This is a genomic window from Bradyrhizobium sp. HKCCYLS3077, assembly GCF_051167555.1.
Taxonomy (GTDB): domain Bacteria; phylum Pseudomonadota; class Alphaproteobacteria; order Rhizobiales; family Xanthobacteraceae; genus Bradyrhizobium.
The window spans coordinates 1137199-1150576 of sequence record NZ_JBNPTH010000002.1 but is presented as its reverse complement, the minus strand read 5'-3'; the positions used below and the strand labels follow the sequence as shown (position 1 = coordinate 1150576).

Annotated in this window: 11 protein-coding genes; all 11 read left to right on the top strand. The window is 64.7% G+C overall.

What is annotated here, in order from left to right:
* Positions 1 to 16: 16 nt before the first annotated feature.
* The 11 genes from ACQR0Z_RS11415 to ACQR0Z_RS11365 all read left to right on the top strand — a co-directional run bounded on the left by ACQR0Z_RS11415 (position 17) and on the right by ACQR0Z_RS11365 (position 13213).
* On the top strand, positions 17 to 1015 hold the full coding sequence (locus tag ACQR0Z_RS11415; protein WP_434918630.1) for a Bug family tripartite tricarboxylate transporter substrate binding protein: 999 nt from the start codon (positions 17 to 19) through the stop codon (positions 1013 to 1015).
* A gap of 9 nt (positions 1016 to 1024) precedes the next feature.
* Positions 1025 to 1519 carry a tripartite tricarboxylate transporter TctB family protein gene (locus tag ACQR0Z_RS11410; protein WP_434861912.1) on the top strand — a complete coding sequence of 165 codons (495 nt, stop codon included), beginning with the start codon at positions 1025 to 1027 and terminating at the stop codon, positions 1517 to 1519.
* A 42-nt stretch (positions 1520 to 1561) separates the two neighbouring features.
* Positions 1562 to 3061: a tripartite tricarboxylate transporter permease gene (locus tag ACQR0Z_RS11405; protein WP_434861911.1), complete on the top strand. Its 1500-nt coding sequence runs from the start codon at positions 1562 to 1564 to the stop codon at positions 3059 to 3061.
* A 208-nt stretch (positions 3062 to 3269) separates the two neighbouring features.
* Positions 3270 to 4556, top strand: coding sequence for an oxalate/formate MFS antiporter (oxlT, locus tag ACQR0Z_RS11400; RefSeq protein WP_434861910.1), 1287 nt, complete (start codon positions 3270 to 3272; stop codon positions 4554 to 4556).
* Between the two features lie 247 nt (positions 4557 to 4803).
* Complete coding sequence (oxlT, locus tag ACQR0Z_RS11395; protein ID WP_434918629.1) at positions 4804 to 6120, top strand: oxalate/formate MFS antiporter; 1317 nt, start codon at positions 4804 to 4806, stop codon at positions 6118 to 6120.
* A 392-nt stretch (positions 6121 to 6512) separates the two neighbouring features.
* Positions 6513 to 6932: a CBS domain-containing protein gene (locus ACQR0Z_RS11390; RefSeq protein WP_434861908.1), complete on the top strand. Its 420-nt coding sequence runs from the start codon at positions 6513 to 6515 to the stop codon at positions 6930 to 6932.
* Between the two features lie 135 nt (positions 6933 to 7067).
* The gene (locus tag ACQR0Z_RS11385) at positions 7068 to 8036 is read left to right on the top strand and encodes a quinone oxidoreductase family protein (RefSeq protein ID WP_434878326.1); all 969 of its coding nucleotides are present in this window, start codon (positions 7068 to 7070) and stop codon (positions 8034 to 8036) included.
* A gap of 129 nt (positions 8037 to 8165) precedes the next feature.
* Entirely contained in the window at positions 8166 to 9554 is a 1389-nt protein-coding gene (locus ACQR0Z_RS11380) for a cation diffusion facilitator family transporter (RefSeq protein WP_434918628.1), read from the top strand.
* A gap of 208 nt (positions 9555 to 9762) precedes the next feature.
* Complete coding sequence (locus ACQR0Z_RS11375; protein ID WP_434918627.1) at positions 9763 to 12087, top strand: ATP-binding protein; 2325 nt, start codon at positions 9763 to 9765, stop codon at positions 12085 to 12087.
* Positions 12088 to 12241: 154 nt separating this feature from the next.
* Positions 12242 to 12754, top strand: coding sequence for an isoprenylcysteine carboxyl methyltransferase family protein (locus ACQR0Z_RS11370; RefSeq protein ID WP_434918626.1), 513 nt, complete (start codon positions 12242 to 12244; stop codon positions 12752 to 12754).
* Positions 12755 to 12889: 135 nt separating this feature from the next.
* Positions 12890 to 13213, top strand: coding sequence for an antibiotic biosynthesis monooxygenase (locus ACQR0Z_RS11365; RefSeq protein ID WP_434918625.1), 324 nt, complete (start codon positions 12890 to 12892; stop codon positions 13211 to 13213).
* The last annotated feature ends 165 nt before the right edge of the window (positions 13214 to 13378 follow it).

The following is a 13378-nucleotide window of genomic DNA, read 5'->3' as shown; positions in this document are numbered from 1 at the left end:
AGGGGAGACAGCGTCGATGAAGCGTTTTGTGCGCGTGGCCTGCGCGGCTGGCGTGGCCTTGGCCGCCGGCAACATTGCGGCGGTCGCGGGATGGGAGCCGGTCCGGCCGGTCGAGTTCATTGTTCCCGCCGGCACCGGCGGCGGCGCCGACCAGATGGCGCGGACGATCCAGGGTATCGTCACCAAGCACAACCTGATGAAGCAGCCGCTGGTGGTGATCAACAAGTCCGGCGGCGCCGGCGGCGAAGGCTTCCTCGACGTCAAGGCCTCGGCCGGCAACCCGCACAAGATCATCATCACGCTGTCGAACCTGTTCACCACGCCGCTCGCCACCGGCATCCCCTTCAGCTGGAAGGATCTCACCCCGGTCGCGATGCTCGCGCTCGACGAGTTCGTGCTCTGGGTCAACGCCGACAAGCCCTACACGAACGCCAAGGACTACATCGACGCGGTCAAGCAGGCCGGCGGCACCTTGAAGATGGGCGGCACCGGCTCGAAGCAGGAAGACCAGATCATCACGGTCGCGATGGAGAAGGCGACAGGCGCGAAGTTCACCTACATCCCCTACAAGGGCGGCGGCGAGGTCGCGGTGCAGCTGGTCGGCAATCACGTCGACTCCACCGTGAACAATCCGATCGAGGCGGTGGCGCAATGGCGCGGCGGCAAGGTCCGGCCGCTCTGCGTGTTCGACGCCAAGCCGATGAGCTATGACGAGCCGATCACCGACGGCAAGGCCTGGAAGGACATTCCGACCTGCAAGTCGCAGGGCCTCGACATCGAGTATCTGATGCTGCGCGGCATCTTCATGTCGCCGCGCGCCACCAAGGACCAGGTCGAGTACTATGTCGAGCTGTTCAAGAAGGTGCGGGAGACGCCGGACTGGCAGGAGTTCATGAAGACCGGCGCCTTCAACACCACCTTCATGACCGGCGCCGACTACGCCAAATGGGTCGAGACCGAGGAGAAGCGGCACGAGACCCTGATGAAGGACGCCGGCTTCCTGGCCTCGAACTGAGCGGCGCGCATGAGCAGTCAGGGACGATCCGCCGGCCCGAGCCACAAGGCGGTCGAGCTCGGCGTCACGCTCGCCATCGCGCTGTTCGGCGTCGTCGTGATCATCGGCAGCGTGAAGGCGGGCATCAATTGGGGTGCGGAAGGGCCGCGCGCCGGCTTCTTCCCGTTCTATGTCGGCCTGTTCATCGTCGTGTCGAGCGCGATGAATGTCCGCAACACGCTGCGCGAGGACGATGGCGGGCTGTTCGCCGAATGGACGCAGCTTCGCCAGGTCATGAGCGTGGTGGTGCCGACCGCGATCTATGTCGGCGCCCTACCCTTCACCGGTCTCTATCTCGCCTCCATGATCTTCATCGCCTGGTTCATGCGCTGGCTCGGCAAATATGGCTGGCTCACGGTCGCGGCGGTGGCGATCGGGATGCCCGTGGTCACCTATCTGATCTTCGAGCGCTGGTTCATGGTCCCCTTGCCGAAGGGACCGGTCGAGGAATGGCTCGGGCTCTAACAACAACAATCATCGGCTCACGGGTTGCAGGACTAGGCCGGCATGGAAGAACTCGCCAATCTGTTTCACGGCTTCGCCGTTGCGCTGCAGCCCTTCAACATCATGGTGATGATCCTCGGCATTGTGCTGGGCGTGATCATCGGCGTGCTGCCGGGGCTCGGCGGCGCCAACGGCGTCGCGATCCTGCTGCCGCTCACCTTCAGCATGCCGCCGACCTCGGCGATCATCATGCTGTCCTGCATCTATTGGGGCGCATTGTTCGGCGGCGCCATCACATCCATTCTATTCAACATCCCCGGCGAGCCATGGTCGGTGGCGACCACCTTCGACGGCTACCCGATGGCGCAGCAGGGCAAGGCCGGTGAGGCGCTCACGGCCGCCTTCACCTCGTCCTTCGTCGGCGCGCTGTTCGCGGTGCTGATGATCACGCTGGTCGCGCCGCTGGTGGCGAGCTTTGCGCTGCAATTCGGCCCCGCCGAAAAATTCGCCGTCTACTTCCTCGCCTTCTGCAGCTTCGTGGGCCTCAGCAAGGAGCCGCCGTTCAAGACCATCGCGGCGATGATGATCGGCTTTGCGCTGGCGGCCGTCGGCCTCGATTCCATCACCGGCCAGCTCCGGCTGACCTTCGGCATCACCGAGTTGCTCAACGGCTTCGACTTTCTCATCGCCGTGATCGGTCTGTTCGGCATCGGCGAGATCCTGCTGACCATGGAGGAAGGTCTCAGCTTCCGCGGCGGCAACGCCAAGATCAATCTGCGGGTCGTGCTGCACACCTGGAAGGAGATGCCGGCCTATTGGCTGACCTCGCTGCGCTCCTGCCTGATCGGCTGCTGGATGGGCATCACGCCGGCCGGCGCCACGCCCGCGTCGTTCATGAGCTACGGCATCGCCAAGCGACTGTCCAAGCGCGGCAAGGCTTTCGGCCATGGCGAGATCGAAGGCGTCGTCGCGCCGGAAACCGCGGCCCACGCCGCGGGCACCGCAGCATTGCTGCCGATGCTCTCGCTCGGAGTTCCCGGTTCGCCGACCGCGGCTGTGCTGCTCGGCGGCCTTTTGATCTGGGGTCTGCAGCCCGGCCCGATGCTGTTCGTGGAGCAGAAGGAATTCGTCTGGGGCCTGATCGCATCGATGTATCTCGGCAACCTCGCCGGCCTGCTGGTCGTGCTGACCTGCGTGCCGATCTTCGCGGCGATCCTGCGCATTCCCTTCAGCATCATCGCCCCCCTCATCCTGGTGCTCTGCGCGATCGGCGCGTATTCGGTGCATAGCAGCACGTTCGACGTCGTGCTGATGCTGGTGTTCGGCGTGCTCGGCTACCTGTTCAAGAAGTGCGGCTATCCGCTCGCGCCGCTCGTGCTCGCGATCGTGCTCGGCGACAAGGCCGAGGAAGCCTTCCGCCAATCGCTTCTGGGATCCCAGGGATCCCTGGCCGTGTTCTTCTCGAACGGGCTGGTCGGCACTATCATGGTGCTCGGGCTGATCGCGCTGTTCTGGTCCGCGATCCAGGGCGGATGGAGCCGGTTGCGCGCGGCAACCGCTTAAACCGGACGTTAATCCGATAGTTGATCTACAATTCTCCCCTGCCGCGTCGTATTGTCGCTGCAGCGATTTGCCTTGCTATCTCTGGTCTTTTTCGGCCGGCTTCGCAACGCAACAGCCGAAGCTCCGCGGAAATCCGCTTGTCTATTGGCATATGTTATACCAAACTCCGCATAGCTGTTAGGACAAAAATAGACAGCCTGGAGGAAACATGACGGACTTGGCTCACGCGGGGGCCCCCGCATCTGCAAGAGTAAGTGACGCCTATCGCTGGACACAGCTCGTCGTCGGCGTCTTGGCGATGGTGATGATCGCCAACTACCAGTACGGCTGGACATTCTTCGTTCCCGATATTGCAAAGACCTTCGGCTGGGATCGCGCGTCGATCCAGTGGGCCTTCACGCTGTTCGTGCTGTTCGAGACCTGGCTGGTGCCGGTCGAGGGCTGGTTCGTCGACAAATACGGCCCGCGCATCGTCGTCCTCGTCGGCGGCATCCTTTGCGCCATCGGCTGGATGATCAACTCCTACGCCACCACGCTGAACGGCTATTATCTCGGCATGATCATCGCGGGCATCGGCGCCGGCGGCGTCTACGGCACCTGCGTCGGCAACGCGCTGAAGTGGTTTCCAGACAAGCGCGGCCTCGCGGCCGGCATCACCGCGGCCGGTTTCGGCGCGGGCTCGGCGCTGACCGTCGCCCCGATCCAGGCCATGATCCGCGACTCCGGCTTCCAGACCACCTTCCTGTATTTCGGTCTCGGACAAGGCATCATCATCGTCATCCTCGCCTTCTTCCTGTTCGCACCGAAGGAAGGCCAGGTTCCAGCGGTCACGCAGAACGCCAACCTGGTGCAGAGCCGCCGCAACTACAATCCAACGGAAGTGATCCGCCAGCCGATCTTCTGGCTGATGTACTTCATGTTCGTGATCGTCGGCGCCGGCGGCCTGATGGTCACCGCCAACTTGAAGCCGATCGCCGGCGACTGGAAGGTCGACAACATCCCGGTGACCTTGATCGGCATGACCATGACCGCGGTGACCTTCGCGGCCACCATCGACCGCGTGCTCAACGGCCTGACGCGTCCGTTCTTCGGCTGGATCTCCGACAATATCGGCCGCGAGAACACGATGTTCATCGCCTTCGGCATGGAAGGCATCGGCATCTGGGCGCTGTACATGCTCGGCCATGACCCGGTATGGTTCGTGATCCTCTCGGGCTTCGTGTTCTTCGCCTGGGGTGAGATCTACTCGCTGTTCCCGTCGACCTGCACCGACACGTTCGGCACCAAGTTCGCGACCACCAATGCCGGCCTGCTCTACACCGCAAAGGGCACCGCGGCACTGCTGGTGCCGATCGCCAACTACATGCAGCAGTCGTCAGGCAACTGGGACACGGTGTTCATGATCGCCGCCGGCGCCAACATCCTCGCCTCGATCCTGTCGATTGCGGTGCTGAAGCCCTGGCGCAAGGTGGTTGTCGAGAAATCGATGCTCTAAGGCATCATCTCGCGCTGCAGCGAAAATAAAATAGAATGATTCCACGCAAGCGACGCTCGGCGAATAGCCGAGCGTTTTCTTTTGCTTGGACGTCGCGCTGCCATCGATTGCAGCGCAGCATCCCCATCGCAGCGCCACGAGCCATATTGCCGACTGGAATATATTATACCAGAATTCCCAGGCATACATGCGACAGCGGTACCGGCTGCAACAAATCGCCGGACACAGCGTGATCTTGGGAGGATCCATGGTTTCCAGCACAGAGGCATCACCGCCCGTCCAGGCCCAGTCCAGCGGCTTCCGCTGGCTGCAGCTCGCGATGGGCATCGTCTGCATGGCGATGATCGCCAACCTCCAGTACGGCTGGACGCTGTTCGTCGATCCGATCGATGCGAAGTATCACTGGGGCCGCACCGCGATCCAGCTTGCCTTCACGATCTTCGTCGTGACCGAGACCTGGCTGGTGCCGGTCGAGGCCTGGTTCGTCGACAAATATGGTCCACGCATCGTCATCATGTTCGGCGGCGTGATGATCGCGCTGGCTTGGGTGCTCAACTCCTATGCCGACTCGCTCACTCTGCTCTATGCCGGCGCCGTCGTCGGCGGCATCGGTGCGGGCGCTGTCTACGGCACCTGCGTCGGCAACGCGCTGAAATGGTTTCCCGATCGTCGCGGCCTTGCCGCCGGCGCCACCGCCGCCGGCTTCGGCGCGGGTGCGGCGCTGACGGTCGTGCCGATCGCCAGCATGATCGCCTCGAGCGGCTATCAGTCCGCGTTCTTCACCTTCGGCATCGGCCAGGGCCTGATCGTGTTCGTGCTCGCCATCTTCCTGCGGCCGCCGACCCACGCGGCGCCCGCCCGCAAGAAGCAGCTCAACCTGCCGCAGAGCAAGATCGACTACACGCCGCCGCAGGTGCTGCGCACGCCGATCTTCTGGATCATGTACCTGGTATTCGTGATGGTCGCTTCCGGCGGTCTGATGACCGCGGCCCAGATCGCCCCAATCGCGCATGATTTCAAGATCGCCAACGAGCCGGTCACGCTCGCCGGCTTCCAGATGGCGGCGCTGACGTTCGCGATCTCGCTCGACCGCATCTTCGACGGCTTCGGCCGGCCGGTGTTCGGCTGGATCTCGGATACGATCGGCCGCGAGCACACCATGTTCATCGCCTTCGGCACGGCCGCGGTGATGCTGCTGACGCTGTCGACCTACGGGCACAATCCGATCGTGTTCGTGCTCGCCACCGCCGTCTATTTCGGCGTGTTCGGCGAGATCTACAGCCTGTTCCCGGCCACGTCGGGCGACACCTTTGGCAGCAAATATGCCGCGACCAACAACGGCATGCTCTACACCGCGAAGGGCACCGCGTCGCTGCTCGTGCCGCTCGCGAGCCTCGTCTCGGCCAAGTATGGCTGGCAGGCGGTGTTCGTGATCGGCGTCGGCCTCAACGCAACCGCGGCGCTGCTCGCGCTGTTCGTCATCAAGCCGCTGCGCCGCGCCTTCATCCTCGGCAAGGAAGCCACCGCTTCCGAGCCGACGAGGCAGGACGTTCGCACCGCCTGACCTGACCTCTCTTCTGTTCTTCCCGTGACTTCGAGGCGCATCCCGGTGCGCCTCTTTTGTTTACAGGGGGGTCACTTGCGCCGATGAGCGAGGCTTACGGCTCTTGCAAATGAGGCGCGCTGCTTCAACGCAAAAGCTATGTTCCCTCCCCCCTTGTGGGGGAGGGTTAGGGAGGGGGGTGCCACACCCACCGACCCCTGGGCTACCCCCCTCCCCAACCCTCCCCCACAAGGGGGGAGGGAGCGCACTGCCGTTGCCGGGAGACATCACCTGCTCATTTGCGGTGGGGCAAAAAACACGACGACGCACACGAAATCGCCATCTCCCGATTGACTTCTGGCATAACGTATACCAGACTTGGATCGTTCATTAACAACCAACGGGAGGGTGCCATGAAAGTCGGAGACATCCTGCGCAACAAGACGGCGCGCGTGATCACGGTGCGGATGAACGAGACCGTCGGCGTCGCGGCGCAGCTGATGCGCTCGAGCAATGTCAGCGCCCTCGTCGTCAAGGACGTCGTCCGCACGGAGGGCAATACCGCCGCGGGCATGTTCACCGAACGCGACGTCGTTCGCGCCATTGCCGAACACGGTGCCGCCGGCGTCAGCATGAAGGTCTCGCAGCTGATCTCGCCGCAGCGGCTGATCTCCTGCAGTACCGAGGACACGCTCGAGCATGTCCGCCACCTCATGAACGTGCATCACATCCGCCATCTGCCCGTCATCGTCGACTTCGCGCTCGCCGGCGTCATCAGCATGCGCGACATCTCCTCGGCGTTCGACGAGGCGGAAGCCTCCGTCGCCGCCTGACGCGCGCGCGTCGCTGGCGGAACCGTATCGGTCGCGACCAGAGTCTTGTCGGATCGGCTCGCCGCCTGTTAGGCGGTGCGCCGAGAAGAGCGGCACAGTGACCACGCCGCTCGCAGCCCGACAGGATTCCTCGCGATGAAAGCCTATGTCTATGGCGCCCAGGGCGCCGCGATCACCGACGTCGCCAAGCCCGTGCCGAAGGGCACGCAGGTGCTGGTCCGCGTGCGCGCCTGCGGCCTCAACCGCGCCGATCTCGGCATGACCAAGGGCCATGTGCATGGCGCCGCCGGCGGTGTCGGCACCGTGCTCGGCATGGAATGGGCCGGCGAGGTCGCCGAGCTCGGACCGGACGCCAAGGGCCTCAAGGTCGGCGACCGCGTAATGGGCTCGGGCGCCGCCGCCTTCGCCGAATACACCCTCGCCGATCACGGCCGGCTGTTCCACGCGCCGTCGAACATGAATTTCGACGAGGCCGCGACGCTGCCGATCGCGCTGACCACCATGCACAATGCCGTCGTCACCAACGGCGCGATGCAGCCGGGCCAGGCCGTGCTCGTCCAGGGCGCGAGCTCCGGCGTCGGCCTGATGGCGATGCAGATCGCCAAGCTCAAGGGTGCCCGGCTCGTGATCGGCTCCTCCACCGATGCGATGCGCCGCGGCCGGCTCAAGGAATTCGGCGCCGACCTCGCGATCGATTCGAGCGATCCGGCGTGGGTCGATCAGGTGCTGCAAGCGACTGACGGCCAGGGCGTCGACCTGATCATCGACCAGGTCTCCGGCGCGGTCGCCAACCAGAACCTCGCGGCCACCAAGGTGCTCGGCCGCATCGTCAATGTCGGCCGGCTCGGCGGCACCCACGCGGACTTCAACTTCGACCTGCACGCCGCGCGCCGTATCACCTATGTCGGTGTCACCTTCCGCACCCGTTCGATCGAGGAGATCCGCGCGATCTTCAACGAGGTGAAGCAGGACATCTGGAGCGCCGTCGAGCAGCGAACACTGCAGCTTCCGATCGACCGCGTCTTCGCCTTCGACGACATCGGCGCGGCGTTCGCGCACATGGAAGCGAACAAGCATCTCGGCAAGATCGTGGTGACCTTGTGAACGCAATCTCCTGAGATTTAGAAGCAATCGAAACCGCGCGCGGGCCAAGACAGCAAGCCAGCATGCCATGCACATGGCCCGCGCGATCCCGGCTTTCACCGCGGAGCCTCGGCTGCTACATCCGCGGCCATGACCGACGCCGCTTCCCATGTCGATTCCGGAAAAGCCCGTGTCGCCGCGATCTCGATCGCGGCGAGCGCGAGCATGGCGGCGGCGAAGTTCATCGTCGGCGTGCTGATCGGCAGTCTCGCGCTGGTCTCCGAAGCGCTGCACAGCGCCGTCGACGTCGTTGCCACGATCATCACCTGGATGGTCGTTCGGGTATCGGACCGTCCGGCCGACGACGAGCACCATTACGGCCATGGCAAGCTGGAGAGCCTGTCGGCGCTCGGCGTCATCGCCCTGCTCTATGTGCTGGCCGGCGGCGTGCTGGTCGAGTCCGTCAGCCGGCTGCGTGAGGCGGCGCCGCCGCCATCGCTCTCGGCCATTCCCTTTGTCGTGCTGCTGGTCGACATCGCCGTCAACTTCTGGCGCGCCCGCGCGCTGCACCGGGCCGCGCACGAAACCCACAGTCAGGCGCTTGCCGCGGACGCCCTGCATTTCGCCTCCGACGTGCTCGGCTCGGTCGCCGTCATCGGCGGCCTCGTGCTCACCGCGCTCGGATTCTGGTGGGGCGATTCCGCGGCCGCCGTCGCGGTCGCATTGATGATCTCGGTGCTCGGCCTGCGGCTCGCGCGCTCTACCGTAGAAACACTGCTCGACCGCGCCCCCGACGGCGCGGCGGAAAAGGCCGATGCCGCGATCCGCTCGGTCGCCGGCGTCGTCGATGTCGAACGTCTGCGCGTGCGGCTCGTCGGCGCCACGCATTTCGTCGATGCCACCGTGCAGGTGCCGCGCACCTACCCGATCGACCGCGTCGACGAGATCAAGCGACAGGCCCAGGCCGCTGTCGGCAAGGCGCTGTCAGACGCCGACGTCACCTTCACAACGGTGCCGGTGGCCCTGAGCAATGAGAGCGTGCGCGAGCGCATCATGGTGATCGCGCGCAATTCCGGCCTCGCCATCCACCACGTCACCGTGCACGACATCGGCGGCCGCCTGATCGTCGCGATCGACCTGGAAGTCGACGGCGACATGAGCCTTTTCGCCGCGCACGCGATCGCTCACGAGCTCGAACGCTCGATTCGCGACGAGTTCGGCGCCGATGTCGAAGTCGACACCCACATCGAGCCGCTCGAGCCCGAGCTGCCGTTCGGCATCGACGCGCCATACGAGCGCGTCGCCGTGATCGCCGAGGCCCTGCAGCGCTTCGCCGCCGAGACCGACATGTACGACGTGCACAATGTCCGCGTCCGCAACACCGAGGCCGGCGAGATCGTCAACTTCCACTGCCGTGCGGCGCCGTCGATGAGCGTGCTCAAGGTGCACGACAATGTCGACCACATCGAGCGCGGGGTGCGGCGCGCCTTCCCGACGGTGAAGCGCGTGATCAGTCACGCCGAGCCGCCGCACGGCTGAAGCCCGGACGTCACGCTCCGTTCTCGCTTCGGACTCATCCTGCCGGTTTTTTGCCATGGCAAAATCGCATTGGATAAGAATTATTAGCTTTTGCCAATTCGTTGACTCTCGACAGCCCCACAAATCTGGATTCAAATTGACTTGATTCGGAAGCGGCTGGGGCTCTTTCGAAATTCGGGTAATCCAAGAAGTTTCGGGGGTCTACAGCATGGCGCGTGCGCATGCCGCGAACGCGTGCGTCCAATCTTCTGATTCCATCAAGGGGTTGGCGCAATCGATCGCGAAACCGGCCTATCAAAGGCTGCTGACTGCTGAGCCGGTATTGCGTCGTGCTGTCCCCACTTTGATCATCGCCTTTCTCGTCACCATCTGCCTCGGCGCCTTCGTCCAGGTGCTCGACCAGAGCCGGCAGAAGCGCGCCGCCACCAAGCGCGACCTCGCGGCGATCTCCGACCTGCTCGCCGATCGCATCGGCTACCTGGCGATGCGCGCCGACCGCATTGCCAATATCGAGCATCTGCAGAGCCTGCTGCCGGACCTGATCCCGAGCTGGGGGGCCGCTGCCGGCCGCCACGTCATCGTCACCGGCGCCGACCACCGCATCCTGGCCCGCGTGCCCGTCGACGCCGCGCTCGGCGAGAATGACCGCATCCTCGACCTGATCTCGACTGCGCAGCTGCTGGCGACGCCGGGCCTGCAGGGCGCGGTCACCGAGATCACCCTGCCGAACGGCCGCCCGGCCTTCGCGGTGTCGCAGCTCATCAAGGCCCTGCCCGGCCGCGTCGTCATCATCCAGGAGAAGCTCGACCCGATCTGGGGATCCGACGCCGCGCTGTCGGTGACCTTGTCGGCGACCACCGGCTTCGTGGTGCTGATCCTCGGCTTCGCCTTCCACTGGCAGTCGACCCGCGCCCGCGAGGGCGACCTGATCAACGACGCGGTGCGCGGGCGCATCGACACCGCATTGAACCGCGGCCGGTGCGGTCTGTGGGACTGGGACCTGTCGCGCGGCCGGATCTTCTGGTCGAACTCGATGTTCGCGATGCTCGGCCTCGAGAACCGCACCGACCTGCTCACCTTCGGCGAGGTCAACGCGCTGGTGAACTCGGATGACATCGACCTGTTCGCGATCGCCGACCAGCTCGTCGCCGGCGACATCCACCAGATCGACCAGAGCTTCCGCATGCGCCACACCGAGGGCCACTGGATCTGGCTCCGCGTCCGCTGCGAACTGAGCCAGGGCACCACGGACTCCGGCCTGCACCTGATCGGCATCGCGGTCGACGTCACCGAGCAGAAGAGCCTGGTCGAGAAGACCGTCGAGGCCGACCTGCGGCTGCGCGACGCGATCGAGACGATCTCGGAAGCCTTTGTTCTGTGGGATTCGAACAATCGCCTGGTGCTGTGCAACTCGCACTTCCAGAAGCTGCACAAGCTGCCGGATTCCGCCGTCATCCCCGGCACCTCCTACGAGACCGTCATCGAGGTCGGCAAGATGCCGGAGATCCGCACCCGGCTGCACGACCACAGCCCGCAATCGCCGGGCGGCCGGACCTTCGAGGCGCAGCTCGATGACGGCAGCTGGCTGCACATCTCGGAGCGCCGCACCAAGGACGGCGGCTATGTCTCGGTCGGCACCGACATCACCCGCATCAAGGAGCACGAGCAGAAGCTCGTCGACAACGACCTGCGCCTGCGCGCCACGGTCATCGACCTGCAGCGCTCGCAGACGGCGCTGGAGCGCCAGGCGATCGAGCTCGCCGACCTCGCCGAGAAGTACTCGCAGGAGAAGACCCGCGCCGAGGAAGCCAACCAGACCAAGTCGAAGTTCCTCGCCAATATGAGCCACGAGCTGCGCACGCCGCTCAACGCCATCATCGGTTTCTCCGAGATCATGGGCTCGGGCATGTTCGGCTCGCTCGGCTCGGAGAAGTACCAGGAATACTGCCACGACATCCTGACCTCAGGTCAGTATCTGCTGGAGGTGATCAACGACATCCTCGACATGTCGAAGATCGAGGCCGGCCGCATGAAGCTCGACATGGAGCCGCTCGACCTCGCCAAGACGCTCGCGGAGTCGCTCCGCGTCGTCTCCGGCCGGGCCCAGGACAAGAGCCTGGTGCTCGACGCCGACATCGAGGGCAGCATCCCTGTCATCGCCGACCGCCGCGCCACCAAGCAGATCATGGTCAATCTGCTGTCCAACGCGGTGAAGTTCACCCCCGAGGGCGGCCGCGTCACGATGCGCAGCCGGGTGTTCGAGGACAAGGTGGTGCTGATCATCGCCGACACCGGCATCGGCATCCCCGCCCAGTCGCTGGCGCGGCTCGGCCGTCCGTTCGAGCAGGTCGAGAGCCAAATGACCAAGACCTATCACGGCTCCGGCCTTGGCCTCGCCATCGCCCGCTCGCTGGCCCAGCTCCACGGCGGCTCGATGCGCCTGCGCTCCCGCCTCGAACACGGCACCGTCGTCCGCGTCACCCTGCCCCGCGACGCTTACAATGCCACGGTGAGCATTTCGGTCGCGGCGTGAGGTGAATGGAGTGCTGCCCGCTCGGAGATGACGGACGGCTTCGACGCGCGCCTGAGTGCCTGCACTCTGCGGCTACGAATTATCCAGATTGAGGTATTGACGCACCTGCCGAGGGCCACATAAGGCAGTCACTCCGACATTGGGAGTGCCGTGCGTGATCTTCGCCTTCGTCCTCGCAGCTTTCGCCTATCGTTTTGCCATGCTGGCCGTTTCGATCCGCAACGAGAAGCGGTTGCGTGCGGATGGCGCGACCGAATACGGCGCCTCGGTGTCGCGCTGGCTCGCGATTGCCCATGTCGCCTTCTATCTCGCCGCGACCGCCGAGGGCCTCGTCCGCGACGCACCGGTCGATGCCGTCAGCATTACCGGCTTCGTCATCTACCTGTTCGGCGCGGTGATGCTGCTGGTGGTGTCGCAATTGCTGGGACGGTTCTGGACGGTCAAGCTGATGATCGCCCGCGACCATGCCCTGGTGACGCACCCGCTGTTCCGGATCGTCCGCCATCCGAATTACTTCCTCAACATCCTGCCCGAACTGATCGGCTACGCGCTGACCCTGCACGCCTATGTGACGCTGGTGATCGGACTGATCATCTATGCCGTGCCGCTGACGCTGCGCATCCGGCAGGAGGAGAAGATCATGCACGAGACATTCGCGGCGTATTGATCGCAGCCTGGCGTGCCTTGCTCTGCGACGCGTCGCTTTAAGATTCAAAACTCAGAATCGCAATTTTGAGCAAGTCCAAAATCGCAGGCTGTGCGATTCCAGGGGCAGCCACTGGCGCACCTGAAGGGATCAATCATGCTCAAGCGTATCTGGCACGGCTGGACCACGCCGGCGAATGCCGATGCCTATGAGGAGTTGCTGCGGTCCACGATCTTTCCGGGGATCGAGGATCGGGCCATCCCCGGGTTCATCACCATCGAGCTGCTGCGGCGGCCGCTGGAGGCGGAGGTCGAGTTCATGACCATCATGACGTTCGCCGACGACGACGCCGTCAAGCGCTTCGCAGGAGCCGCGCATGAGCAGGCCGTCGTGCCGGCAGCGGCGCAGGCGCTGCTCAGTCGCTATGACGCGCAGTCCGTGCATTACCACGTCCGGGTGCCATCGATGGCAGCAGGCTGAGCCAGCAGCAACACGCGAAACCTAGGCTGGGGAAAGCGACGCCGCAGGCGGCGCATGCCCACCGTCGTTCGGCAGAGCGGCGGACGCGGATGGTGGGCACGGCGCGGGCGAGAGTTCGAGGATACGGTTGGCCGCTCGGGCGCGCCTTTGCCCACCCTACTCAGA